Annotated in this window: 24 protein-coding genes and 1 tRNA gene; 11 read left to right on the forward strand and 14 right to left on the reverse strand. The window is 60.3% G+C overall.

The window, feature by feature from the left end; all coding sequences use genetic code 11:
- The first annotated feature begins 111 nt into the window (after positions 1–111).
- Positions 112–2,271, forward strand: a complete 2,160-nt coding sequence (locus RLW55_RS12950) for a sodium-translocating pyrophosphatase (protein WP_409560424.1) — start codon at positions 112–114, stop codon at positions 2,269–2,271.
- Between the two features lie 82 nt (positions 2,272–2,353).
- Here RLW55_RS12950 and RLW55_RS12955 read toward each other — a convergent pair whose 3' ends face one another.
- Together RLW55_RS12955 and RLW55_RS12960 are read right to left on the reverse strand one after the other, a co-directional pair.
- Complete coding sequence (locus RLW55_RS12955) at positions 2,354–2,608, reverse strand: hypothetical protein (protein ID WP_013948278.1); 255 nt, start codon at positions 2,606–2,608, stop codon at positions 2,354–2,356.
- A 166-nt stretch (positions 2,609–2,774) separates the two neighbouring features.
- On the reverse strand, positions 2,775–3,251 hold the full coding sequence (locus RLW55_RS12960) for an outer membrane protein assembly factor BamE (protein ID WP_409560423.1): 477 nt from the start codon (positions 3,249–3,251) through the stop codon (positions 2,775–2,777).
- A gap of 99 nt (positions 3,252–3,350) precedes the next feature.
- Here RLW55_RS12960 and RLW55_RS12965 point away from each other — a divergent pair, with 99 nt between their 5' ends.
- The 7 genes from RLW55_RS12965 (at position 3,351) to RLW55_RS12995 (ending at position 8,655) form a co-directional block, all read left to right on the forward strand.
- Positions 3,351–3,998, forward strand: a complete 648-nt coding sequence (locus RLW55_RS12965) for a ubiquinol-cytochrome C chaperone family protein (RefSeq protein WP_414463085.1) — start codon at positions 3,351–3,353, stop codon at positions 3,996–3,998.
- Positions 3,995–4,513, forward strand: a complete 519-nt coding sequence (locus RLW55_RS12970) for a YceD family protein (protein ID WP_423414420.1) — start codon at positions 3,995–3,997, stop codon at positions 4,511–4,513. Before RLW55_RS12965 ends, RLW55_RS12970 begins: the two co-directional genes overlap by 4 nt.
- Positions 4,514–4,771: 258 nt before the next feature.
- The gene (plsX, locus tag RLW55_RS12975) at positions 4,772–5,866 is read left to right on the forward strand and encodes a phosphate acyltransferase PlsX (protein WP_409560420.1); all 1,095 of its coding nucleotides are present in this window, start codon (positions 4,772–4,774) and stop codon (positions 5,864–5,866) included.
- A 2-nt stretch (positions 5,867–5,868) separates the two neighbouring features.
- Entirely contained in the window at positions 5,869–6,846 is a 978-nt protein-coding gene (locus RLW55_RS12980) for a beta-ketoacyl-ACP synthase III (protein WP_013948273.1), read from the forward strand.
- Positions 6,847–7,004: 158 nt separating this feature from the next.
- Positions 7,005–7,310 (forward strand): integration host factor subunit alpha, encoded by a 306-nt coding sequence (locus RLW55_RS12985; protein WP_013948272.1) that lies wholly within the window; start codon positions 7,005–7,007, stop codon positions 7,308–7,310.
- A gap of 72 nt (positions 7,311–7,382) precedes the next feature.
- On the forward strand, positions 7,383–7,913 hold the full coding sequence (locus RLW55_RS12990; RefSeq protein WP_409560419.1) for a MerR family transcriptional regulator: 531 nt from the start codon (positions 7,383–7,385) through the stop codon (positions 7,911–7,913).
- 31 nt (positions 7,914–7,944) lie between these two features.
- Positions 7,945–8,655 (forward strand): 4'-phosphopantetheinyl transferase family protein, encoded by a 711-nt coding sequence (locus RLW55_RS12995; protein WP_423414421.1) that lies wholly within the window; start codon positions 7,945–7,947, stop codon positions 8,653–8,655.
- A 51-nt stretch (positions 8,656–8,706) separates the two neighbouring features.
- Here RLW55_RS12995 and RLW55_RS13000 read toward each other — a convergent pair whose 3' ends face one another.
- Positions 8,707–9,975 (reverse strand): hypothetical protein, encoded by a 1,269-nt coding sequence (locus RLW55_RS13000; RefSeq protein ID WP_423414422.1) that lies wholly within the window; start codon positions 9,973–9,975, stop codon positions 8,707–8,709.
- Entirely contained in the window at positions 9,968–11,341 is a 1,374-nt protein-coding gene (locus RLW55_RS13005; RefSeq protein WP_423414423.1) for an APC family permease, read from the reverse strand. The genes RLW55_RS13000 and RLW55_RS13005 overlap by 8 nt, the downstream gene beginning before the upstream one ends.
- 324 nt (positions 11,342–11,665) lie before the next feature.
- Here RLW55_RS13005 and RLW55_RS13010 point away from each other — a divergent pair, with 324 nt between their 5' ends.
- Positions 11,666–12,679 (forward strand): alpha/beta hydrolase, encoded by a 1,014-nt coding sequence (locus RLW55_RS13010; protein ID WP_414463080.1) that lies wholly within the window; start codon positions 11,666–11,668, stop codon positions 12,677–12,679.
- Between the two features lie 175 nt (positions 12,680–12,854).
- Positions 12,855–12,932: transfer RNA gene (locus RLW55_RS13015), tRNA-Pro, on the forward strand.
- A 19-nt stretch (positions 12,933–12,951) separates the two neighbouring features.
- Here RLW55_RS13015 and RLW55_RS13020 read toward each other — a convergent pair.
- The 10 genes from RLW55_RS13020 to exbB all read right to left on the reverse strand — a co-directional run bounded on the left by RLW55_RS13020 (position 12,952) and on the right by exbB (position 22,582).
- Complete coding sequence (locus RLW55_RS13020; protein ID WP_423414424.1) at positions 12,952–13,980, reverse strand: FAD:protein FMN transferase; 1,029 nt, start codon at positions 13,978–13,980, stop codon at positions 12,952–12,954.
- Positions 13,977–14,780: a DUF4198 domain-containing protein gene (locus RLW55_RS13025; RefSeq protein WP_423414425.1), complete on the reverse strand. Its 804-nt coding sequence runs from the start codon at positions 14,778–14,780 to the stop codon at positions 13,977–13,979. Before RLW55_RS13025 ends, RLW55_RS13020 begins: the two co-directional genes overlap by 4 nt.
- A gap of 23 nt (positions 14,781–14,803) precedes the next feature.
- Positions 14,804–15,322: a DUF2271 domain-containing protein gene (locus RLW55_RS13030; RefSeq protein WP_423414426.1), complete on the reverse strand. Its 519-nt coding sequence runs from the start codon at positions 15,320–15,322 to the stop codon at positions 14,804–14,806.
- A 20-nt stretch (positions 15,323–15,342) separates the two neighbouring features.
- The gene (locus tag RLW55_RS13035; protein ID WP_414463077.1) at positions 15,343–15,996 is read right to left on the reverse strand and encodes a PepSY-associated TM helix domain-containing protein; all 654 of its coding nucleotides are present in this window, start codon (positions 15,994–15,996) and stop codon (positions 15,343–15,345) included.
- Positions 15,993–16,796 (reverse strand): tetratricopeptide repeat protein, encoded by an 804-nt coding sequence (locus RLW55_RS13040; protein ID WP_414463076.1) that lies wholly within the window; start codon positions 16,794–16,796, stop codon positions 15,993–15,995. The genes RLW55_RS13035 and RLW55_RS13040 overlap by 4 nt, the downstream gene beginning before the upstream one ends.
- Positions 16,796–17,479: a Fe2+-dependent dioxygenase gene (locus RLW55_RS13045; RefSeq protein WP_423414427.1), complete on the reverse strand. Its 684-nt coding sequence runs from the start codon at positions 17,477–17,479 to the stop codon at positions 16,796–16,798. The genes RLW55_RS13040 and RLW55_RS13045 overlap by 1 nt, the downstream gene beginning before the upstream one ends.
- 78 nt (positions 17,480–17,557) lie before the next feature.
- Positions 17,558–19,981 carry a TonB-dependent receptor gene (locus tag RLW55_RS13050; protein ID WP_423414428.1) on the reverse strand — a complete coding sequence of 808 codons (2,424 nt, stop codon included), beginning with the start codon at positions 19,979–19,981 and terminating at the stop codon, positions 17,558–17,560.
- Positions 19,982–20,209: 228 nt separating this feature from the next.
- Positions 20,210–21,025 (reverse strand): energy transducer TonB, encoded by an 816-nt coding sequence (locus tag RLW55_RS13055; protein ID WP_409560407.1) that lies wholly within the window; start codon positions 21,023–21,025, stop codon positions 20,210–20,212.
- Position 21,026: 1 nt separating this feature from the next.
- The gene (gene exbD / locus RLW55_RS13060; protein ID WP_409560406.1) at positions 21,027–21,500 is read right to left on the reverse strand and encodes a TonB system transport protein ExbD; all 474 of its coding nucleotides are present in this window, start codon (positions 21,498–21,500) and stop codon (positions 21,027–21,029) included.
- A 14-nt stretch (positions 21,501–21,514) separates the two neighbouring features.
- Positions 21,515–22,582, reverse strand: a complete 1,068-nt coding sequence (gene exbB, locus RLW55_RS13065) for a tonB-system energizer ExbB (protein ID WP_423414429.1) — start codon at positions 22,580–22,582, stop codon at positions 21,515–21,517.
- A 529-nt stretch (positions 22,583–23,111) separates the two neighbouring features.
- Between exbB and RLW55_RS13070 the strand changes: the two genes are divergently transcribed.
- Positions 23,112–24,023, forward strand: coding sequence for a glycosyltransferase family 2 protein (locus RLW55_RS13070; protein ID WP_423414430.1), 912 nt, complete (start codon positions 23,112–23,114; stop codon positions 24,021–24,023).
- Positions 24,024–24,026: the final 3 nt, after the last annotated feature.

Below are 24,026 nucleotides of genomic sequence, written 5' to 3' on the forward strand. Positions count from 1 at the left end.
ACAGAATAAAGAGTCGGGGCGGAAAAGCTGTTTCGGCAGCACCTGGAAGCACCGGCGATAGGGGTCCGATCAAAACGGGCCTCATAGGAAGCGTGCCAAAAGGGACCACTCATGACCAACATACTTTGGGCGATCATCGCCTGCGGGGCGTTGTCGATCCTCTACGCTGTCATCACTGCGAATGCGGTGTTAAGTGCCGACCAGGGCACCGCCCGCATGCAGGAGATCGCAGCCGCCGTTCGTGAAGGCGCGCAGGCCTATCTCAGCCGGCAATATCGCACGATCGCTATCGTCGGCGTCGTCATCTTCATTCTCGCTTGGCTGCTGCTCGGACCTCTGCAGGCCATCGGCTTTCTGATTGGTGCGGTTCTTTCCGGCGCCGCCGGATTCATCGGCATGAACGTTTCCGTTCGCGCCAATGTCCGCACGGCTCAGGCGGCGACGATCTCGCTGGGCAAGGGCCTCGACATCGCGTTCAAGGCCGGTGCCATCACCGGCCTTTTGGTTGCGGGCTTGGCGCTACTCGGCGTCGCCGTCTACTACACGGTGCTAACGGTCGGCCTCGGCAAGGAAGCGGGCAGCCGTGAGGTCGTCGATGCGCTGGTGTCGCTCGGCTTCGGTGCATCTCTCATCTCGATCTTCGCGCGTCTCGGCGGCGGTATTTTCACGAAGGGCGCTGACGTCGGTGGCGATCTTGTCGGCAAGGTCGAAGCCGGCATTCCCGAAGACGATCCCCGCAACCCTGCAACGATTGCCGATAACGTCGGCGACAACGTCGGCGACTGCGCCGGTATGGCGGCCGACCTGTTCGAAACCTACGCCGTGACGGTCGTCGCAACGATGGTGCTCGCCGCGATCTTTTTCGCAGGCCAGCCGAACCTTGCGGCGCTCATCACGTATCCGCTCGCGATCTGCGCCGCCTGCATCGTCACGTCGATCGTTGGCACGTATTTCGTAAAGCTCGGCAGCAACGGCTCGATCATGGGTGCACTCTATCGCGGCGTGATCGCTTCCGCTGTGCTTTCGATCCTCGGTCTGTACGTCGCGACGCAATACGTTCTCGGCGGTTTCGGGGAAGTCGGCACCGCAGCCGGCCAGACCATCACCGGCGGCAACTTGTTCCTGTGCGGTATCGTCGGACTGGTGCTGACGGGCCTGATCGTCTGGATCACCGAATACTATACCGGCATCGGCTATCGTCCGGTGCGCTCGATTAGCCAGGCGTCGGTGACAGGCCACGGCACGAACGTCATCCAGGGGCTGGCTGTTTCGCTTGAAGCCTGCGCCCTGCCTACGCTTGCGATCGTTGCCGCGATCATTGCCACCTACCAGCTCGGCGGCCTGTTCGGCACCGCCATCGCCACGACGACGATGCTCGGTCTCGCCGGCATGATCGTCGCGCTCGACGCCTTCGGCCCGGTGACGGACAACGCGGGCGGCATCGCTGAAATGGCCGGACTGCCGAAGGAAGTCCGCCGCTCCACCGATGCGCTCGACGCGGTCGGCAACACCACGAAAGCCGTGACCAAGGGTTATGCCATCGGTTCGGCTGGTCTCGGCGCTCTCGTGCTGTTCGCGGCCTATAACTACGATCTGCATCACTTCATTGATGAAGCGAACAAGGCAGGCGCCACGGGCTATCAGTTCTTCAAGGGTGTCGAAGTCAATTTCGGTCTTGAAAATCCCTACGTCGTCGCTGGTCTTCTGCTCGGTGGTCTCATTCCGTATCTCTTCGGCGGTCTCGCCATGACGGCCGTCGGCCGCGCAGCGGGATCGATCGTTGAAGAAGTGCGTCGCCAGTTCAAGGCCGATCCAGGCATCATGAAAGGTACGTCGAAGCCCGACTATGCGCGAGCGGTCGATCTACTGACGCGTGCCGCGATCAAGGAAATGATCGTGCCGTCGTTGCTGCCGGTGCTGTCGCCGATCGTGCTGTTCTTCGTCGTCAATGCCATCGCAGGCAAGGGTGCCGCCTTCTCCGCGGTCGGCGCGATGCTGCTCGGTGTGATCGTTACGGGCATCTTCGTCGCAATCTCGATGACATCGGGCGGCGGCGCATGGGACAACGCCAAGAAGAGCTTCGAAGACGGCTTTGTCGATAAGGACGGCGTCAAGCATATGAAGGGCTCGGAGGCCCATAAAGCGTCCGTTACCGGCGACACCGTCGGCGATCCTTACAAGGACACGGCAGGTCCCGCCGTGAACCCGGCGATCAAGATCACGAACATCGTTGCGCTGCTGCTGCTTGCCGTGCTCGCACACATGGCGTGACGATCGCAGACGAACCTACAGACAGAAAAGGCCCCGCGGTCGTTCGCGGGGCCTTTTTGCGTTCAGCACACTGTACAGATGTTTATCCGACGAGCTTGGGATCTTCGCTGTCGTGGACATGACCGATCGCGGCCAAAATGCGCTTGTCGAGAAGCTCAGGCTTCAAGAGCACCTTTTGCGAGTGCACGTCTTTCACCGCCGATAGCGGCACGACGAATTCACCTGCGTTCTCGACATAAAGCACGAGTGAGGTCGGCGTCACTTCGCGGATCGCGCCGATACCGTCTTTGCCGTCCACGAGAAAGGCCATGAAGCCCGCTTGGATTTTTTCGGTCATGGAATACCTGGATTTGTTGCGTTGGCCGACGTCTGGCCCTGCGCGCCGGCCATCCGTTTCATTTGCTGCCGGCTCACGTTTTTTCGAGCGCGACCCGGCGGCACCCATCGCGATATAGCAGGTGCTGCCGCGCGAAACGAGCCCCCGGCACGGAGCGAAGTAAACGTCAGCCGCCGCCGAAGAGCTGTTGCTTGCCGAGATTGCGGAAGAGTCCTTTCAGAATGCCTTCGTCCTTGCCGCCCGGCGCCGGGGTCGTCCGGCTGATGAAGTCGAAGACCTTGCCGTCTTTCAAACCATAGTTCGCGATGTGGTCGACAGTCGCGCCCTGGTTGAAATAGACTGCAACTACCTGCCGGTTCTCTTCCGTCGGCAAGAAGAACGACTTTTCAGAGTCGGTACTGGAAATATAATAGAACGCGCTGCCATCACCCAAGACCGCCGTCGTGCTTGGCGTTCCGAGCGCGCTCCGCACTTGGTCCTTGCTCATGCCGGACTGGATGGCCTGCAGATCTGTCGGCCGAAATTCAATGCCGTGCTTGGTGATCGTCGGCGCGCCGCAGCCTGAAAGAACAGCAGCCGAAGCCAGCAGGCTCAGCAGAAGCGCTCCTGCACGGTACTGGCGCCTGGTCCCGTTCTGTTTCATTTGTACTTTCATTAGCGGGAATCACCTCGCCCTTTCGGCCACGCGTGTTTAGATTGAGTGCCGAAAAGCAGCAACTGCGCCCCCCCGTGGCCGCACGGCATGTTCCCCAGAATTCACTGGGTCACGCCGCAACCCTCTAGCTTATTAACAGTTGCCCCCAACATGTTGCGATGGCTGAACAAGCGGACGGAAACCGGGCGCAGAGCAAAAGAGCTTTATGGCAGCGTCGTGACCGCTGCGAGACAGCCGGACTTTTATGGTGCGATTGGCGTTCCGGACACACCTGAAGGCCGGTTCGAACTGGTCGCACTGCACCTTTATCTCGCCCTGGAGGGATTGCGCGGCACCGTGCCCGATGCCGCGGGCCTCAGCCAGCGCATGATCGAAATTTTCGTCGAGGACATGGACGATTGCATGCGCGAAATGGGTATCGGCGATCTTGCGGTGCCAAAGAAGGTTAAGCGCGCCGCCGCGGCATTTTATGAACGCGCCACGATTTACCAGAGCAGCGTCGCCGACATAGAAGATGGCCGCTTGGCTGCAAACCTTGAGCATTATGCATTGCCCGGCGCCGCAAAACGGCAGGATGCAGAGCGCGCGCTGGCAAACTATGTTCGCGCTGCGTCATCGGCGCTAGCTGTGGTGCCTTTTGACGTCTGGGTGCAAAGCGGTGCAGCTGCGCAACTCTTGGACGCGAGCACTTCAATGATCGGGCAGCACTCAATGATCGGAAAGACTGAGACGTGACGGACGCTTTGGATTGGACCGAAAAAACCACCGAAATTCCAGCGGGTGGTTTGAACCGCACGCGAGAGGCGACGGCTGAGGAATTGCAGGACGTTGCGAAGGGGCTCGATATCCTCAGTGTCGCGAGCCTGTCGTCGCGCTATCGCATCGTCTCGATTTCGGGCGGCGCGTACCGACTTTCGGGGACACTCTCTGCGCGCGTAGAACAGGCGTGTGTCGTCTCGCTCGAACCCGTCGCTGGCAAGGTCGAAGCGGCGTTTGACGTCGAGTTCTGGCCCGACCTCAAGTCCGAGGAAAGTGATGAGGATTCCAGCGTTCTAAGCGGCAGCGATGTCGAATTGCTGGAGCATGGGTTGATTCCCGTCGGGCGCATCGTCTTCGAAACGCTGTCGGCATCCCTCGATCCCTATCCACGGCGCGAAGGCGCGGAATTCTCATGGGAAGATCCAAAATCGGGTCAGGAGAGCCCCAGCAACCCGTTCGCCGCTTTATCGAAGCTTAAGGATAAGCGCTAAACCGCGCGTTTGGTTGCCCCGGTCCGCACCCGGTCAGGCCAAGCTAAGAAGCCGTAAAACGGCTTCATGGCGCTATATGCGAATGAAAAGTCAAGGTAAAGTACTCAGATGTGAGTGGTTCTGTCACGAGGTGCGATTTCGCCTTGTGGGCGGGCTCCAAAAGGATATGGTCTCGCCGAATTTCGGGGACTGATAGGGCCGTAAAGCTGAGTCTGGTGCAGGTGCGCCGAACGCGGCGTTCGCGGCAATCGACAAAGAATGGCAAGCCCAAAGACGATCGCACTCGATGCCATGGGCGGTGATCACGGTCCTGAGGTCGTGGTCCCCGGCGCCGCGCTCTCACTTGAGCGCCAGCCCGCATTGAGCTTTATCCTTTACGGCCAGCAGCCGCGCATCGAAGCAGCGCTTGCGCAGCATCCGGCGTTGCGCGCAAAGAGCCGTGTCGTCCACACCGATCTTGTTATCTCGATGGATGAAAAGCCGAGCCAGGCCCTGAGGCGCGGCAAGGGTTCCAGCATGTGGCTGCCGCTCGAAGCGGTGAAAGCCGGCGAGGCAGACGCTGCCGTGTCGGCGGGCAACACCGGCGCGCTGATGGCGATTGCGAAGCTGGTGCTGCGCCCAATCGCAGGCATCGAGCGTCCGGCGATCGCGGCTCTATGGCCAACAGTGAAATCCGAATGCATCGTGCTCGATGTCGGCGCCAACATCGGCGCGACGGCCAGTCAGCTCGCTGACTTTTCCTTGATGGGCGCCGCGATGGCGCGCGCCGTCTTCCACATCGAGCGGCCGTCCGTCGGCCTGCTGAACGTCGGCACCGAAGAGATGAAGGGCAACGAGGACGTCAAGTCCGCGAACGCGCTTTTGAAGTCGGTCGATGTTCTCCCGCTCGAATACAAGGGCTTTGTCGAAGGCGATCAGATCGGGCAGGGCGCCGTTGACGTTGTCGTTGTCGAGGGCTTCGCCGGCAATATTGCGCTGAAGACGGCGGAGGGAACAGCCAAGCAGATCAGCACCTATATTCGATCTGCAATGATGAGTTCTATCGTCAGCAAGATTGGCGCCTTCTTGGCGCAAGGCGGCTTCCGCGTTCTGAAAGAAAAAATGGACCCTCGCCGCGTCAATGGCGGCACGTTTCTGGGCTTGAACGGTATTGCGGTGAAGAGCCACGGCGGCACCGATGCCTTTGGATTTGCGAGCGCCGTCGATCTTGCGTACGAGATGGCCGATTCCGGCCTGATCGCGCGCCTCACGGCCGACATTGACGGTTTTCACCATAGGCTTTCGGCGGCGGCTGTCAGCAGCGCGGCACCTGTGCCCCGCGACACGACCGGAAGTTTGCTTGGAAAGGCATAGATTTGGCAATTCTCCGCTCTGTCATTCGCGGCGTCGGCGCACACCTTCCTAAGCGCGTAGTGACGAATGATGATCTCGCGAAAATCGTCGATACAAGCGACGCGTGGATCCGCGAGCGCTCTGGAATTGTCGAACGCCACATCGCCGACGAAAAAGAGCTGACATCCGAACTCGGCGCAGCTGCTGCGAAGCAGGCGTTGATCCGTGCAGGGATCGACCCTGTCGAAATTGATCTCATCGTCTGCGCGACGTCGACGCCCGACCGCACGTTCCCCGCCACGGCGGTGAAAATCCAGACGATGCTCGGCGTCACGAAGGGCGCCGCATTCGACGTGCAGGCCGTCTGCTCCGGCTTTGTCTATGCGCTTACCATCGCCGACAATTTCCTGAAAGCCGGGCAATCCAAGCGCGCTCTCGTCATCGGCGCCGAGACGTTCTCGCGTATTCTCGATTGGTCCGATCGCTCCACCTGCGTTCTATTCGGCGATGGCGCCGGTGCGGTCGTGCTCGAAGCGCAGCCGCAGCGTGGCATGCGCGACGACCGCGGCATCATCTCGACGCTCATTCGCTCCGATGGCCGTTTTGAAGAACTGCTGTATGTCGACGGCGGCCCCGGCTCGACCAAGACCGTCGGTCATCTGCGTATGAACGGCCGCGAGGTCTTCCGCCACGCCGTTCAGAAGATCTCGGGCGTCATCGAGGAGACGCTCGTTCAAACCGGCTATACGCCCGATGAAATTGATCTCTTCATCCCGCATCAGGCGAACAAGCGCATCCTGGATGGCATCGCCAAAAAGCTGAACGTCGCGCCCGAAAAAATCGTCATGACGCTCGATAAGCACGGCAACACATCGGCCGCCTCCATTCCGCTCGCTCTGAACGATGCTTTTGAGGCTCATCGCATCAAGGAAGGCAGCCTGATCCTGATGGAAGCGATGGGCGGAGGATTTACTTGGGGCGCCGTCCTGGCCCGCTGGTAACGCCCGTTTTGGTGCGCTGCAGCGTAGAATATCGTTCTTTATCAGACGCTTGTTGCAGCGTACCCAGTTGACCCCGCGGCGAACCGCCGCTACCATCCCCGGCCGAAATGATGTTTCGAGATCATTTTCAAAGTGATGTTCGGCTGGGAGGAATTGGGATGGTGGGCAAGACATTGACGCGGGCTGATCTCGCGGAAGCCGTCGTGGAAAAAGTTGGTTTGCCGCGCAACGAGAGCCAGGATCTCGTCGAGCGGGTGCTCGAGGAAATTTCCGGCAGCTTGGCGGGTGGCGACGCAGTAAAACTGTCGTCGTTCGGCTCGTTCGGCATTCGTCAGAAAGGCGAGCGTGTCGGCCGCAATCCCAAGACGGGCGAGGAAGTACCGATTACGCCGCGCCGTGTGCTCGTGTTCCGTCCGTCCAATATTATGAAGGATAGGATCAACAAAGGCCACGCGAGTCGCTAACACCGCTGTTGCAAGTGCGCGAAACTAAGCGTTCAATTGCAAGGGGTTGTTGGGAACGCGAGGGGGCGAGCCATGAACAAGTCGGCGGAAGCATTTCGCACGATCGGAGAAGTGGCCGACGAGCTCCAGATACCAAAGCACGTGCTGCGCTTCTGGGAAGGACGCTTTCCGCAGATTCGCCCGATGAAGCGTGGCGGCGGTCGTCGTTATTACCGGCCGGAGGATATGGAGCTGCTGCGCGGCATCCGTGCGCTCCTCCATGCGGAAGGTTATACAATTCGCGGCGTGCAGAAAATTCTGCGCGAGCATGGCGTCGATCAGGTAAAGGCTGCAGCCCATCGAGTCGCTGCACCTCAGCCAGCACCTACGACCGTTGCGACAGGCCGCAAGCGCGGCCGCAAGCCGATCGCGAAGCCTGCGCCGTCCGTCGTGGCGATCGAGCCGCAGACGAAAGCGCCGGTTGATCTTGCTGCCATTACGAAAAGCCAGATTCAAAGCGCAATCCGCGAGCTTGAAATCGCCTGTGCTATTCTTCGCGGACAGCCTATCAATCCTGTCGCCGCACCCGACGATGTGAAGAAATCGCGTGCAGGGCGAACCTAAATCTCCTGCCAAACTAGCTCCGATCTCAGGAGTGCGCGAAGCACCCCCCGATATCCGGATATTCTTCGTCGATCTCGACAGCGCGGCTGCTGGCCTCGAAGTCGAGGAGGAGCGGACGCCCCGGTTGTCGCCCGCTGATGTCGAGCGCGCAGAAGCGATGAAGAATATCGAGGCACGTCGTCATTGGCGTGCCTCGCGCATCGCAACGCGCATCGCGCTTGAACGTATCGTCGGCCCTGGGCTGCGGCAAATTCCGTTTGAAATCGAGCCGGGCGGCCGACCGGTTCTACCTGGAAGATTGGCGCACTTCAGCATCTCTCACACTGGCAGCGCCGCGCTTATCGCGGTGTCGGCGAGCATGCCCCTCGGAGTCGATCTGGAAAGACGCGCCCGGCCGCTAAAGATGTCGCCCGATCGCCGTCACCGCATCGTCGCGGCCGCTGGACGTTTCGCAGCTCAGCCCCACCTTTCGGCGGCCAACGATGCGGGCGTTATCGCGGCGTGGGTCCGGCTCGAAGCTGTGGCTAAGGCATTGGGCATCGGCATCGGCCGTTTGCTGACGCAGGAAGGAGTCGTTGGCGGCGAAGAGGTGAGGGAAACGGACACCGCGCGGCGCGTGGCGGTTCGAGATCTCACGATTGATGCGCAGCATGTCGGCGTCGTCGCAGCCGAATGCCTTCCCGAAACACTCGCCGTCGAGGTATTTCCGCATACGACGCTTGACGCATTCCTGCGCGGCTAAACGCGATCAGCCGCGGTCTCAGTTCGCTGGGTTTATGGAATGCAGCCGCGTTTACGGCCCGAAGAGCATCGGAAAGAAGGAGTTGTCGACCGATTTCTGCTTCCGGTAGCGATAGCGGCGCTTCGCAGGCCTGTCGGCCGCCGTTTCCGCCTTCAACCTCGAATTTCCCGACGCGCTGGTCTTGACGACCGGCGGTATCGTCTCGTTGAACGCCACCGCAGTCTCGTCCTTGACGGCGAGCAGGACATTCGACTCCGCCGGCCGCCACCGATACCCAAGGCTGAAGTCGATCCGAGTTGTCTTGTCCTTCGCAAAAACCTCATTCAGACGCGCCTGATACTTTCCGGCGAAGAGGCTGATCGGCCCTGCGTACCGCCCATAGGGGTGAAGCTGCCAGCCCTTGGCGAAATAACGGATTGGAATGCCGGAATCGTCTTCCAGCAGCGACACGCTATGCTCCAGCAAGTATGTGCGCACGGTGGAGAAGTTGTCCTCGTGCATGAGATAGGACGCGCTCTTGACGAAGCTGTCACCCTTGCCGAGCGTGTCGCAGAACGTCAGGAAGCCGCTCGACTTCAAGCCGCCATCCGAAAGATCGGTGCTGAAATAGTAGAGCGTGCGCTTGGCGCCGACGCTGGCATCTCCGAAGGTGATCTTGACGCCGCGGCCCGTAGGTTTCGCAATCTTCTCATCGACGGAGTGCAACGTCCCATCGCTCGCCAAATCAAACAGCTCGGCGTCGTAGATCGTTTTGCCGGAGCGGGCGAGGAACGTCATCAGCACGGGCGTCGTGCCGTTGAGCTTGGCGCTGCCAAAGTCGATCCGCATGGAGCGCGTGCGGAAGAAGCTGTAGCTCAGCAATGAAGAAAGCGACGCACGAAGCTCACGAAGCGCGCCAGCCATCTCGCCGCGCGAATATTTCCGCAAGTCCGGAATTTGTCCCGGCGGCTCCAACCCTGCCATCACGTAAGTCTTGGCCGACGGAAAGAAAGCGTCTGCGTAGAGATAGTCGGCGCCGCTGAAGAAATAGAACAGCGTCGGCTGCGGATTTTTGAAATTGCGCGACACGAGCATCCGAATTTTGCTCAGTTGACGCTTTTCCAGACCGTCCCAAGCTTGGTTGAAGCCCGCCGCGTACTGCTTCCAAAAGCCATCGTTTGTGTAGGCCTTGAGCGGCGAACCGTCGGACGGCTGCATGCCCGCAATGAACTTGGCGGTGTCGTCCAGGCTTGCGCGAGGTTCGGCACGTGCGGGAATCGACAAAATCGAAACCGCGAGCGCCGCGAAGGCGATCGCTGCGGTCACGCGCATTCTAGCCATGTTGGGTCCTATCGAGATCCTGACCGAGCATCGGGCGCCGCTGCGCATAAGCATACACGGCTAAACCCGTCATCATAATGACGAGACCAGCCAGAGACTGCAGAGGACGCTCTACGATGAGGTGATACATCATGAAGGCAGTTACGCCGAGGAAGATAAACGGCGTGAGAGGGTAACCCCACGTCTTATACGGCCGCGGTAGATTGGGTTCTTTCCAGCGCAGGATGATGACGCCAACCACGGCGAGGAATGAGCAGAGCGTCAGGCTGAACTGAATCGTATCAAGCACAGCCTCGAAACTCTGCGTCATCAAAAGCACGCTGACGATCGCGAGCTGTAGCAGGATTGCATACGTCGGAACGCCGTTCTTGCTGGTGAGAGCCAAGGCGCGGAATAGCGCGTGATCCTTGCCCATCGCCATCGTGACGCGTGGCCCGATCCAGACCATGGCGCTGATCGAGGAAATGAGCCCGATACAAATGAGCGCGCCGACGATCATTCCGCCGAGCTGACCGAAGATGTGCTTGCCCGCGATCATCGCAACGTCGATCTGGCCCGCCATTACTGAGATCGGCGTCGTGTACAGAAAGACGGCATTGAGCGCGACGTAGCAGCTGATGACGATGACGGTCGCGGCAATGATCGAGCGTGGCAGGCTGACGGCAGGCTCTCGAATTTCGCCTGCGATATAGGTCGCAGCATTCCAGCCCGAGTAGGCGTACATCACGAATACAAGGCTGACGGCGAATGGCGCGCTGGCGATGTAATTGAAGTCCGCCGCTGAGGGCGCAAACGAGATCGGCTGCGGCACGCCATAGGCAAGTCCCGCGACGATCAACGCGATGATTAGCGTGCCTTTGATGATCGTCGAAATATTTTGGAATTTGCTCGAATGCTTGATGCCGCTCAAATGGATGAGCGTCACCGCCCAAACGACGGCAAGCCCCAGAAGGAGAGGGGGTGCACTGGGAATGATCCCCTTAAAATACACGCCGAAAGCCATAGCCGCGAGCGCGATAGGCGCCGAAAAACCGAGCGTCGCCGAAATCCAGCCCGCCAGAAACCCGACGGCGGGATGATAAATGCGCGACAGGAAATTGTATTCCCCACCCGATCGCGGAAATGCGGCCGCCAATTCGGCATAAGCCAGCGCACCGCAGAGCGCCGCAATTCCGCCGACGACCCAGAGCATCAGCACCGAGAAGGCCGACGGAATGGTCGCGACCTGAAATCCGAGACTGGTAAAGACACCGATGCCGATCATATCAGCAACGGCGAGCGCGGTGGCGGTGACCGTCGAAACCGCGCGGACATCGAGTCCGGATGTTACGGAAGACGGTGCGCTGATGGATGCGGCAGTTGTCATGATTGGGGCTTAACCAAGGCCAGCTTGCGGACAGTATTGACTCGGTAACGTTCCAACAACTGCCGCAAAAACATGTTAAATCCGAGTTGCCAAAATACATCTAAGAGGCGCGTGCGGAACGTTTTTCGAGCACGATTATGGCAATTGCCAAATTATGGTTGCCGCATTGGTCGACATTTGCCTCACGAATTGAACAATTTTGGACTTTAGAGCGACACATTCGTTTTTGCGGCGCGCTCCGCCCACTATTCTGTCAGAGGGTAAATGCGATTCGAATGATGGCCGTATCGAATGCGGGGGCGCTATGGCATCGCGCCGGCGGCAATGAATAACGGACGCAGGCAATTCCTCGCACGCACGCTTAGTGCAGGCGCCGCCTGGACGCTTGGCCTCGCCTCGGCCGACGCCAGCCAAGGAAAGCCGCGCCCCATCGTTCCATCGAAGACGCTGGTGCAGTCGCGCAGCCGGCCAACGAAAATCGACAAGACCGCTCTCGTACATTTCGATACTGCACCGTTCCCCTATCACGGCATGCTGCCGGGCACGAACGTGCCGTTTCTCAACGTCAACGAGAACGGCCGTTTGGGCCATCGCACCAATTCAGGGCGCCTGTACTGGGAAGATCAAACGTATGACGACAATCGGGTGCTGCTGCACATTCCGAAAGGATTCGATATCCGCCGCCCGGCGCTGATGCTGGTTTTCTTTCACGGCCACGGCGCGACGCTGCAGCGCGACGTCCTCGCGCGCCAGAAGGTCCCGGCGCAGATTACAGCATCGAACGCCAACGTCGTTCTGGTCGCGCCGCAGCTTGCCGTCGATGCGCGCGATTCAAGCGCGGGGAAATTCTGGCAACCCGGCGCTTTCGGCCGCTTTATCGGCGAAGCGGGTCAACATCTGGCGCGCATGTTCGGCGACCGCAGATCGCTGCGCACATTCGCCAGCATGCCGATCATCGTCGTCGCCTACAGCGGCGGCTACGTCGCGGCGGCGTCGGCCATCGAGAAGGGCGGTTTGAAAAAACGCGTGCGCGGCGTGGTGCTGCTCGACTCCCTTTATGGCGATCTCGACAAGTTCGCACATTGGATCGAAGCCGACCCGTCGGCGTTTTTCGTGAGCGTTTATCTCAGCTCGACGCGCAATCAGAATGCCCAGCTCGAAGACATCCTGGCTGCGCACGACGTTGATGTCAGCGGTCAGATCAACACGCGGTTGGCGTCCGGCGGCGTTGCAGTGGTTCCCGGCGGCGGGGGCCGTCACCGCGATCTCGTGACCCACGCCTGGGTCGACTACCCCATCATCGACCTGCTGCAGCGCCTGCCCGAGTATCGACGTTAAAGCATGCCGCCTTACCGCAGGAGAGTCGCAAAACAATGAGCGGCCGACCGACGCGGCGGGGGAGGACACCGCATCCGTCCTTGACGTGCGGATGCGTTCCGGGTACCCAACCGGCAGACCGGGACGGTCTTCCCATGCAATTTTGAGTTGCGGCGGCCGTCAAGATTTTCCAAATCGGAGCGTAGCGCAGCCTGGTTAGCGCACCAGTCTGGGGGACTGGGGGTCGGAGGTTCAAATCCTCTCGCTCCGACCATTTCTTTCAAAACATCGCGTCAGTACAACATCTGCGCCAAGGCAGGCGTGATGCGTTCCGTTAGGGCACGGCCGTCGAAGGACACGAACCGGGCCGCGAACCCATTTGCCGCTGCGAATGCTGGCCCTTCCTCAGGTCCCAGCACAGTAAGCGCCGTTGCCAGCACGTCCGCCGTCATGCAGTCGTCCGAGACGACGGTGACCGAGATCAGGTCGTGGGCGGTCGGGAATCCGGTCCGCGGATCGACCGTGTGGGCATAGCGGCGGCCGCCGTGCTCGAAATATCGTTGCTCGTCGCCGCTGGTCGCAACGGAAAGCCCTGCGAGCGCAAGCACGGTCTCGGGGCAGGTCCTATCAGCCGCCTGTGTGTGGCGCGGCCGTTCGAATTCCACCCACCAGGGCGACCCGTCCGGTTTTAGTCCTTCGCCTCTGAGTTCTCCTCCGATCTCAACGAGGAGATTGCTGACGCCCGCGACGCGCAGCACCGAGACGACCTCATCAACGGCGTAGCCCTTGGCGATGGCGCAGAGATCGAGCCGCAAGCCGCCGGGCTGAAACACGCGCCGGTTTTCCTTATCGAGCATTGCGCTGCGCCAACCGGACGCTGTACGCGCTGCATCGAGCGCCGCCCCGTCCGGCAAGCCGGGCGCAATGTGAAACGGACCGAAGCCCCACAGATCGACAATCGCGCCGACCGTCGGATCATATGCGCCGCCCGTTCGCTCCGCACAGGAGAGCGCGCTGGAAAGCACCTTGAAGAACCCGTCAGCCAAAGGATGCCACGTTCCGGCGGGCGCAGCATTGAAACGCGAAAGGTCCGACGCTGGCTCCCACGGGCTCATCTCGGCGATCACCTGCGCCAGCACGCGTTCGATCCCGCATCGAAGGGCATCGACGTTGGCGTTGCGCGGGAGCGCCATCTTGGCGCTCCACGTCGTTCCCATTGTTTCGCCGCCGATCTGGCACACCGACAATGTGCGCAGCGCTGCGAGCGTCGCGGGTATCGGCGTTCGGCGCGGGATCAAGACCCGCCGCGCCGCGGCCGTCATTCCGGAAGCACCTCAAGCGTTGCTGCATATGTCGAACGGCGCTTGCTCGCTTCCTTGACGCTGGGCTTGTCGTCGGTGACGCTCGCTTCCATCCAGTATAGGCCGGCTTCAGGCCACTTGACCTTGAACACGCCGTCCTTGTCTGTCGTCACCGAGAAATCGCCCGGCTGATTGCGATAGCGCACGCCGCCAGGCACGATCTCGATCTTCGTATCTGCTGCAGGCTTGCCGTCGAGCAGAAGCTTGAAGCTCGCTTCGTCGTTGGCCACGAGATCATTCGGGTGCGTGATCGGTTGCATTTCGAGGCCCTTGCCCGCAGGCTTCAGAGCGGTCTCGTCGGTCTTGCCCGCCGTCACAAACGTTTCCATGCGGCGCTGCGATTGGATCACGACAACATCGCTCGCCGAGGCCGGGATTTCCTTCAGGTTTTCGACCTTGCCGCGCCAGCGCTTCTTCTCGCCATTATCGGTATACTGCGCCATCAGCCGGTCGTCGACGAGCGCGATGCGATAGGTGCCGGGCGCTTTCAGTGGAATGTCGAAGGTACTGCGAAGCTTGCCGGAGTTCGCATTTTCAGGCGCGATTGTCGATCCATCCGGCGCCGTGATCTGCAGGCCGTCGAGGGGAAGAGGACGGAATTCAAAATAAAACAGATCGTTCGAGACCGCAGCGTCCACGGTGACGAACGTATCTTTGGTGGACAAAACGGTTGCCGACGGCCGCAACCATGCCCGATGGGCGTCAGCCGCTGCCGGAATAAGAAATGCGAACGCCGCTGCGGCGTATACGAGACGTTTCATGGTTCGCGGTATCCCAGATTGCATCATGGTTTCGTGCTGATAGTGACGGTTCCGAGTTCGTGCTCGCCTTTGCCGCTGATCGTCGCCCCTTTTTGCAGCGGCCACTGCACAGGGATCTTCACCACCTCACGCCCGCCGACTTCGCGCGCTGCTTCGACGACAAGCTGGTATTGGCCCGGAGCAAGCCCGCTCAAGATTTTGTTCTTGTCGTCGTCGATGCTGATTGAGTGCGTGCCTGGCGCGCGCGTTGCGCTGGTCAGTCCATCGGCCGGGAGCTTCAACTCGCGGCCGGCGCGACGCCACCATTGGCGGAGGTCTTTAAGCCACTTTTCGCCTTCGTTGCGCTTGTTGGCGATGTCGTACCAGACGGCGAGGTTGGCCGCGACGTGCCGGTCCGGACCTTCAAGCCACACCGCCACGTACGGCTTGTGGTACTCGGCAACATCGAGGTGAGGGACCTCGACCGAAATTTCGAGATCTGCGGCGAGCGCCGGCGTTGCGGCAAGACCGGTAAGCCCAACGGTCAAAAAGAGAGTTCGCATTCTTTTTGTTGCCTTGTGTGTCAGTGGATGAGCAAAATCGCAATCAGGATCGGGATGACCACGCCCAACCCGACGACCGGCCATGTGCTCGGTCGTCCGCGTGCGTACATTTGCAGGAGCAGGAGACCCGTCACGCAGAATGCGACGCAGCACAGCGCAAAGACGTCGATGAAGATGCCCCATGCGGCGCCGACGTTGCGCCCTTTGTGCAGGTCGTTGAGATAGGCGATCCAGCCGCGATCGGTCTTCTCGTAAGTGAGTTCGCCGGTTTCGCGGTCGATCGAGATCCACGCATCGCCACCCGGACGGGGCAGCGTCACATAGGCCTCGTCGTCCGACCATTCGACATCGCGGCCGTCGACATCCACGCCGGTTGCGGCTGCGATCCCCGCCGCGGTTGCAGCAGGAAATGGCGACCGTCCCTTTGTCGGAGCGCTTTCCAGCGGCTTCAGGCTCGATTGATCAAGCGTTGCCTTCGCCGTCGTGACCGACGGCTTGGCTTCGATGCTCGCCGCATGATTGAGCGTAATGCCCGTCACCGCGAAAAGCAGCATCGTGACGAGGCTCACCGCACCGCTGATCCAGTGCCATTGCCGCAGCTGTCGCATCCATTCCGCACGTCGGTTGGAGCGTTCCGCGCGCCGCATCTGAGCATCTGGCACGTTGATATTCACGCTCGCGGCTCCCGCACCGTTGGGGGCGTATCGAGAGCAATCCGGCGGATCTTCTCAATTGGGTGGTTGCGCAGCATGGCGAGAGCATCGCGGCGGTATTTATCAGGCGCCTGCGCCAATGACGCGCGAAACGATTTTTCGGCTTCGTCGATGCGCCCGAATGCGACGAGATATCGTGCATGATGGAACTGGCCGCGGAAACATCCGCGCTGGGCGGCACGCGCAAACCATCGCGCTGCCGCTTGCGGCTTCGGCGCGCCGATCACGCCGTCTTCGCGAAATCGGCCCAGCATGTTCATGGCCTTGGGAACGCCGCGCCGCGCTGCGCTAACGAGCAACGATAGGGCGACGCGCGGATCGCGATTGCCGCCGTGACCACGCGCCAGGAGCTTGCCGAGATTGTACTGCGCCCAGGCGTGTCCTTTATCGGCCGCGAGACGAAACCAGCGAATGGCTTCGTCCGGATCGGCAGCAACAGCCCAGCCGCACTCATAGCAGCGGCCGACCATGTTGAGTGCATCGGCATCGCCGCTGTGGGCAGCAATCCTGAACCAGCGTAGCGCCGCATCGGGGTCGCGTTCGACGCCATGCCCGTCGAGCAGCATATAACCCCAGGCGACCTGCGCCTTCACCGACCCGTTCACGGCTTCGGAGCGCACATGTCGAGCCGCCGTTTCCGGATCGCGCGTGAGGCGAAGCGCGAAGCCCTCTTCCGTTTCGCGGATGTAGAGCGGCTGATACCGTGCGCCTGGCTCGGGGATCGACAGCTCGAAATCCTCGTCTATTAAATCGTGTTGCATCACAGTTCAGCCCAGTGCCGCAACAGATTGTGGTAGTGGCTGCTCAGCCCCAACACGCCCGGCTGATCGTCGGGAAGGACGGAGCGAACGTCTCGGATCGCAGCGTCGAGATCGAACAGCAACGCGCGCCGCCCGTCGTCCTTGATCATCGATTGGGTCCAGAAGAACGATGCCCAGCGGCTGCCGCGCGTGATCTCGGTCACGCTGTGCAGGCTCGTCGACGGATAGACGATGGCATGTCCGGCGGGAAGCTTCACGGTGTGCGAGCCATACGTGTCGACGATGACCAGTTCGCCGCCGTCGTAGTCTTCAGGTGGGCTCAGGAACAGCGTCGTCGAGACGTCGGCGCGCATGCGCATTCCGGCGCCTGGAATGGCTCGGATCGCACCGTCGACGTGCGCGTGGAATTTCATGCCCGCGTCATAGCGGTTGAACAGCGGCGGCAGCACGCGCAATGGCAGCGCTGCGGAATTGAACGTCGGATTGCGACCGAGTGCACGCAGGATGATATCGCCTGCCTCCATGGCCGCTTTAGAGCCTTCGCGGATTTGCAGATTATGCTTGGCACTGGCGGCCTGCTCGCCTGCCGTCTCTTTGCCGTCCACCCAGGCCGACTGTTCGAGAATGTTTCGGACGGCCGCGACCTCTTCCGGCTTAAGTACGTCAGGAATTTGAACAAGCATCGGTAACTCATAAAATGGTGTGCAGGAGGGCGTTGGGCGCCCTCCTGCAGGTTACGTTCGCTGAGATCGCCGTGGACCTCAGAACTTCTTGCCGATCGTGAACACGGCGCTCGTGCCGGCCGATGGCGTGGCGCGGCTGCCGAACGATTGGTCGTAGTTCACACGGTCTGTCAGGTTGTAGCCGTTGACGGCGAACCGCCACCCGTCGAGCTCATACGACAGCATCGCATCGAGACTGAACGTGTACGGGACGACGTACGCGTTGGTGTTGGAACCCGAGATGCTGAACATCTGGCTCTGGTAGATGAAGCCACTTCCGATGGTCCACTTTCCCGGACCTTGGATAAGCTCTTCCGACAGATTGTAGGTTGACCAGAGACTGACCGAGCTTGCGGGAACGCCGCCGATTTTGTTGCCGATGTTTGCAGGTGTCGTTGAGCCCGTCACCTCGCTGTCGAGGTACGTGTAGCCGACGTTTGCCGTCCATGCTTTCGTCAACTGGCCTGCGAGGCCGACTTCGAAGCCGCGAACGCGCTGGGACTCGCCCGTCTGGATCAGGTCACCCGTATCCGGATCGGGAGTGACGACGCCGTTCTTCTCGACTTGGAAGAGCGCTGCCGTTAGGCCAAGGCGATTATTGAGAAGGCTCCATTTCGCGCCGACTTCATAGGTTTCGTTTTCTTCTACTGCGTTCTGAGGGACGGTGAGCGTGATCGGGTTCGTCGCGTTAGTGACGAACTGCCCGACCGGTGATGCTGATTTAGACCACGAGAAATAGTACGTCTGAGACTTCGTCGGCTCCCAGATGACACTCGCTTTCGGGCTCCAGTAGTTGCCGGTCGAGGACGCATCGAGCGGCGGCGCAGCGTTGGGCTGCTGGAAGTTATAATCGAAAGTCGTCCAGCGGGCACCGCCGAGAATAGAAAGTTGGTTCGTCAGCCAGACGCGATCGCTGGCAAACAAGCCGAGTTCCGTGCCGTCGCTCGACCGATCGTTCACCGGATTACGTTTGACCGGGTAGTACTGATAGAAGAACGAGTCCGGGTCGCGGATCGGCGCACCCGCACTCGCGCCGGCAGTTCCCGACGGTCTCCCGAACTGCGAATATCCGGGGCGATCGTCCTCTTGATAGAATACGTCTATACCCGCGACGCTTTCGTGCTTCAGGCCGAAGGCTCTGAATTTCGCCACGCCGCTCGCGACGTTCTGGATGCCCCACGAATTCTGAATGATCGTCGGGTTGCCGCCACCGTTGGAGACGTTCGGATCAAGACCGGCGAAGAACTGTGACGCACACGTCGTCGTGCCGACAGGACCCGAAGAGCAGCCCGGAACGGTCGTCGCAAAATCTCGGTCGTAGAACGCCAATCGCGTATCGTTATAGAACGTGATAGCGCTCGAAACGTCCTTGCGGAAATGCGACGTGACCATATCGACTTTCGTGTTGTCGTGGTCCGAAGCAATGCCGTAGAAATTCGAGCGATCGACCCCAAGCTCAGTTACGGGAAGGCCGCCCGTGGTCGCTCCCGGCCGTAAGACCATCGGCACGCCGAAGTCCGGTGTGCGATCACCTTCCTGATGCAGGTAGTTGAGCGTCCACGTCGTATCGGTGTTGAGACCGAAGGCGAGCGACCCCAGGAAGCCCCAGCGTTCGCTTTCGATGTGGTCGCGATCCGCAAAATCCTGGCTGTGGTACATGCCGACGGCGCGTGCCGCCGTCGTGTTGTTGATCTGTTTATTGACGTCGAGGACGCCACGATAAAAGTTATCGGTGCCGATGCTGAATTCGATGCTTGTGGCATCGCCGAGGTGAGCCGTCTTCTGACGAAGGTTGACGACACCGCCCGTTGTTCCCGCACCGAACGTTTCCGAAGACGAACCCTTGATGACGTCGATTTCTTCGGTTGCGAAGCTATCGCGCACATAGACGCCGAAGTCGCGCAATCCGTCGACATAGAGATCGCCTTTGGCCTCGAAGCCGCGGATGCGGAACTGGTCGCCGTTCATGCCGCCGCCACCTTCGCCGATGGCAACGGTGATGCCGGGAACGGCCCGCAACGCTTGCTCGACAGTAGTCGGATTCTGCTCGCGCAATTGCTTCTCTGGAATGACGTTCACGACCTGCGGCGTGTCCTGAACGCTGCCGGGGAGGCGGCCGATGCCTGTGCCTGCCTGTAGCGTATTGCCGGTGCTCGGGGTGAGTGCGTCAGTGGCCTGCTGAACCTGCTGCGCTTCTGTCGGCTGCGGAGCGACGGGCGCTGCCGCGACAGGCGCGGTTTTTTTTTGAACGGTCTTTTTCTTTGCTACCGCTTTCTTCTTCGCCGTAACTTCAAGCGGCGGCAGGACCGCCTGTTCCTCCGCCGGAGCTTGTTGCGCTGCCGCCCCGCCGCTCGCGAGAACCATCGTTGCGAAGCCGAGCGTTAGTGCTCCCAATTTGGTGGCGTCGCCTGAACCATATGACAGTTCGTCGTCGGGCGATCTTGCCTCCCAAAAAACTTCCATTGCATTCCCCCATTCCCAAACGCAAAAAACTGGAAGTCAGAAGAGTTTCCCCGGTCCCCCATCTGGTTCCTTACGAATTTGTAAACAATGGTACTTTACTCCTTCGGTCAAGAATTAAAATACGCACGATTGACGAAGGTCTTAGATCGTTCCGATAACGCCACATTTTGTATGCGGTTCAGAATGCGGAACGGTGCAATTCAGCGGCCGGAAGACCTGTAACGTCGATCAGCGGACGTTGAATTTTATGGGAAGCGCGATCGTGCGAGCGGTATTCCCCGATGGCTGCGAAGCTTCTGCCATTTTTGGGGGCGCCGGCAACGGCGCGGCAGCCCGAAGCATGCTGACTGCTGCGTCATCGAGGATCGACGAGCCCGAACCTTTATAAATGCGCACGTTTGAAACGTTGCCACCGCCATCGATCGAGAAAATGACGGTCGCGACGCCTTCGACACGTTGGCTGCGGGCCTGATCGGGATAGCGCTTGAATTTGCTGATGTGCATGTAGAGCGCCTTCTGCCACGTCAACTCCGCGGCGTTCGGCTTGCGCGACATCCCTTGATTGGGTGCGGTTGCCTTCGGGCCAATTTCCTTGACGTCGATCGGTGGCGGCGCGGCAGCGAGCGAAGCAAGCATCTCCGGCTGCGCTTCCTGCACCGGTTTGTCTTGGGGCTTCTCTTTGACTTCCTCCGGCTTGACCTTCTCCAGCACGACTTCAGGATTTTCGACGAGCGGCGCTTCTTCCAGTTGCGGCAGATCTTCCTTGGGCTGCTCCTCCTTGACTTCCTCGGTAGCGGGCGTCGCGACGGAATCTTCCGAGGGTGCACCGATCGCCAGATTTTCTGATCGCTCGGGCAACGCAACCGCCACAGCCGCGAGTTCCATCATCATCGCGCCCTCGGGGTCGGCATCGTCTTCGACCGGCGGCGAATGCAACATGGCAAGCGTTCCGCCGACATGCAGCGCCACGACGACGATCGCAGCGATCGTCCACCGGAACCGGCCGTGCCACGCTGGTTCAAGGATGTCGAGCGTCGTCAGCATGTCATTGTTGGTTGGTCGAAACGGAGTTACCCGATGCAGAAGGGGACGCCGCGCCGCCCGACATATCTTCCAGCCCAACCATCGCGATCTTGACGTAACCGGCGGTGCGCAGCTGGTTCATGACTTTCATCATCTCACCGTAGGGCACCGTTTTGTCGGCGCGCAGAAAGACTCGCTGCTGACGGTCGGAGCCGGTCGCCGCATCGAGCGATGGCCCGATATCGCGGCGGCTGATCGGGCCGTTGCCGAGCGCCAGCGAGAGGTCGGCCTTGATCGTGAGGAAGATGGGCTTCTTCTGGCGCGGCTGCGGCTTGGCCTTCGCGACCGGCAGATCGACCGGAACGTCAACTGTCGACAGCGGCGCCGCCACCATGAAGATGATGAGCAGCACGAGCATCACGTCGATGAACGGCGTCACGTTGATCTCGTGGTTCTCGACGAGATCGTCGCCGCCGTCGTCCAGTCTTCCAGCCATCGCCGCCGCCCTGATTATTCCGCCGCCTGCTGCGCGAGTATGGGCTTCATGCCGCGATCGAGATCACGCGAGACAAGCCGCATCACTTCAGCTGAGGCTTCGCCGATCAACGCTTTGTACCGCGAGATCTGACGCGAGAAATGATTGTAGGTGATCACCGCCGGGATGGCCGCGATCAGGCCTGTCGCAGTTGCGAGCAGCGCTTCGGCAATACCCGGAGCGACGATCGCGAGGTTCGTCGTCTGTGTCTCCGAGATGCCGATGAAGCTGTTCATGATCCCCCAGACGGTGCCAAAAAGACCGATGAACGGCGCTGTCGATCCAATGGTCGCGAGCACGCCCGTGCCGCGGTTGATGTGCCGCCCTGCCGCCGCCGACAATCCGTCGAGCCGCGACTGCACCCGTTCCTTGATGCCGTTCTTGTCCGCGATATCGGCCGAAAGACGCAGCTCTGTGATCGCAAGATTGATGAACGACGACACGATGCAGCGTTTGGAGCGCGAACGTTTGCTGTCGCCGAGGCGTTGCGCGGCTTCGGCCAAGCTCGCCGTTGCGTTGATGCGTGAAAACGCCGAGACCAGTCGCCGCTTCGCAGCCGCAAGCTCGAGGGATTTCGCCAGCCAGACGGTCCACGTCGTGACGGACGCGAGGATCAGAAAGATCATGACGCCCTTTACGACGCTGTCGGCGGCAAGGAACATTTTCCACGGTGACAGGTCGTGCGGAAGGTCCGCTTTTTTCGGCGATGCGTCTTCCGCATTCGGTTCCGTCTCCGATAGCGCAGACGCAGCGCTCGTCGCCTCGGTCGATGGCGAAGCCGGTGACGATGCAGCGTTATCAGCCCCGGCAGGCGTGCTTTCGGTGACCGCAGTCGCGGGAGCGGGCGTTTCGGCTGGGGCGGGCGCCGTCATGACCGGGGCGGGAAGAGCGGGCGCTGTAGCCCCGACATCTTGTGCGGCTGGCGCCCCGACGTCCTGCGCCGTCGCGGGCATGACGCTGAACGACACCGTGCCGGAGATGCAAAGAACGACCGCAACCAATCGCCAAATGTGGTGTGTTCCGAAAATACTGCGTAACGTCATTTTGTCAGGATGACCTTCTCTGGTCCCTCACTCTGCCGCGAGTGCGAAAAAGCATAAACAAAACTATACTGCTGTCGTCAAGTTTCCCGCGGGGCGCACGAGGCGAGGCCACACGCGACAAGGCGTCCCCCACAGGCGAAGGCGCCGGGCAGAGAGGCGTGGGCGATCCGCAGCACGCGAATCCGTGTCCGTCGCCGTTACACGTGCAAGCGAAAATACGGTCCGACGCAAAAAAAACGCCGCGGTTGACGCCCTGAGGCCGCGGTCCAGCCGCCCTTCGTGGCAGGAAGCAGGCAGATGCAGAAATTTTTAGGTTTGCGGGTGGAAAAAGCGTGGACAACCTGAGTCAAGGAGTTATCCGCGGCGCGCGGTTCCTGCATCATCGCGTCTGTGGTTCTGTGGCGACGCTGTAACCAAAATGTCTTGTTGTCTTAAAATCGATTAGTGGCCCCTGACAAGGAACGCGGCTAGGAGATACGGATATACTTTATATTTTTTTTGATATTAGACGCATTGAAAGGCATCCTGCATGAGCCGACTGCCAATTTCATGCTTCATTATTTCTAAGGACGAGTCTGATCGCATTGTTCGCACAATTCGTTCCGTCAAATCTTGGGTCGACGAAGTCGTCGTCGTAGATAGCGAAAGCCGCGACAATACGACGGCCCTGGCTTTAGCTGAAGGATGCCGCGTCATTACGCAACCGTGGCTCGGGTTCGGGCCGCAAAAGCGCTTCGCCGAAGATCAATGCAGAAATGATTGGGTTCTGAACCTCGACGCTGACGAGGTGGTGACGCCCGAGCTTCGCGACGAGATCATCGGCATGTTCTCGGCAGGGCATCCGGCACAAATTGCATACGCCATGGCTCTAGACCTCGTTTATCCCGGCGATCAGCGGCCGAGGCGTTGGGCGCGCGACCATTGGTACGTCCGGCTATACGATCGCCAAGTCGTCCGCTTTCGCAATTCGCATGTCCATGACACTGTCGTGATGGGCGGCCATGCCGTCGGCAGCCTTCGGCATTCGGTCTATCATTATTCCTATCGGAGCTATGATGACCTGAAGCAGAAGCTGGGGGAGCGTATGCTACTCTCGGCAAAGCACGCGCAGAATTCCTCTCCGGTGATGTTGTTCGCGCGGCTTCTGTTGGAAATGCCCATCAATTTTTTCAAGTATTACATCGTCCGCCGACATTTCACCGGCGGCTTCAAGGGTCTGAGATACGCTTGGATTCAAGGCACATACCGACAAGTCAAGATTGTCCATATGTGGCGCGCACGATGCGAAAAGAGCGCCTCGGCAGCGACCGTGCCGTGCAATGGGAACACCGGCCTCGAAGCACGCGCGGATGTTCAGGGGGCAATGGCATCTCCTCGAACGGATTTTGGATTGTACCCAAAAACACCGCCTGCGGGCGAAATATATGCTGAACGGGCCTAGTCC

Source organism: Hyphomicrobium sp. B1 (genome assembly GCF_049532635.1).
Lineage (GTDB): Bacteria > Pseudomonadota > Alphaproteobacteria > Rhizobiales > Hyphomicrobiaceae > Hyphomicrobium_B.

Coding starts and splice junctions, on each gene's coding strand:
- RLW55_RS12960 (WP_409560423.1), bottom strand. CDS start 3,251: ATGAAACAGAACGGGACCAGGCGCCAGTACCGTGCAGGAGCGCTTCTG.
- RLW55_RS12985 (WP_013948272.1), top strand. CDS start 7,005: ATGGTGGGCAAGACATTGACGCGGGCTGATCTCGCGGAAGCCGTCGTG.
- RLW55_RS13045 (WP_423414427.1), bottom strand. CDS start 17,479: ATGCTTGTTCAAATTCCTGACGTACTTAAGCCGGAAGAGGTCGCGGCC.
- RLW55_RS13040 (WP_414463076.1), bottom strand. CDS start 16,796: ATGCAACACGATTTAATAGACGAGGATTTCGAGCTGTCGATCCCCGAG.
- RLW55_RS13070 (WP_423414430.1), top strand. CDS start 23,112: ATGAGCCGACTGCCAATTTCATGCTTCATTATTTCTAAGGACGAGTCT.
- RLW55_RS13010 (WP_414463080.1), top strand. CDS start 11,666: ATGAATAACGGACGCAGGCAATTCCTCGCACGCACGCTTAGTGCAGGC.
- RLW55_RS13025 (WP_423414425.1), bottom strand. CDS start 14,780: ATGAAACGTCTCGTATACGCCGCAGCGGCGTTCGCATTTCTTATTCCG.
- RLW55_RS13055 (WP_409560407.1), bottom strand. CDS start 21,025: ATGCTGACGACGCTCGACATCCTTGAACCAGCGTGGCACGGCCGGTTC.
- RLW55_RS13005 (WP_423414423.1), bottom strand. CDS start 11,341: ATGACAACTGCCGCATCCATCAGCGCACCGTCTTCCGTAACATCCGGA.
- RLW55_RS13000 (WP_423414422.1), bottom strand. CDS start 9,975: ATGGCTAGAATGCGCGTGACCGCAGCGATCGCCTTCGCGGCGCTCGCG.
- RLW55_RS12950 (WP_409560424.1), top strand. CDS start 112: ATGACCAACATACTTTGGGCGATCATCGCCTGCGGGGCGTTGTCGATC.
- exbD (WP_409560406.1), bottom strand. CDS start 21,500: ATGGCTGGAAGACTGGACGACGGCGGCGACGATCTCGTCGAGAACCAC.
- RLW55_RS12990 (WP_409560419.1), top strand. CDS start 7,383: ATGAACAAGTCGGCGGAAGCATTTCGCACGATCGGAGAAGTGGCCGAC.
- RLW55_RS12955 (WP_013948278.1), bottom strand. CDS start 2,608: ATGACCGAAAAAATCCAAGCGGGCTTCATGGCCTTTCTCGTGGACGGC.
- RLW55_RS13020 (WP_423414424.1), bottom strand. CDS start 13,980: ATGACGGCCGCGGCGCGGCGGGTCTTGATCCCGCGCCGAACGCCGATA.
- exbB (WP_423414429.1), bottom strand. CDS start 22,582: ATGACGTTACGCAGTATTTTCGGAACACACCACATTTGGCGATTGGTT.
- RLW55_RS13030 (WP_423414426.1), bottom strand. CDS start 15,322: ATGCGAACTCTCTTTTTGACCGTTGGGCTTACCGGTCTTGCCGCAACG.
- plsX (WP_409560420.1), top strand. CDS start 4,772: ATGGCAAGCCCAAAGACGATCGCACTCGATGCCATGGGCGGTGATCAC.
- RLW55_RS13050 (WP_423414428.1), bottom strand. CDS start 19,981: ATGGAAGTTTTTTGGGAGGCAAGATCGCCCGACGACGAACTGTCATAT.
- RLW55_RS12965 (WP_414463085.1), top strand. CDS start 3,351: ATGTTCCCCAGAATTCACTGGGTCACGCCGCAACCCTCTAGCTTATTA.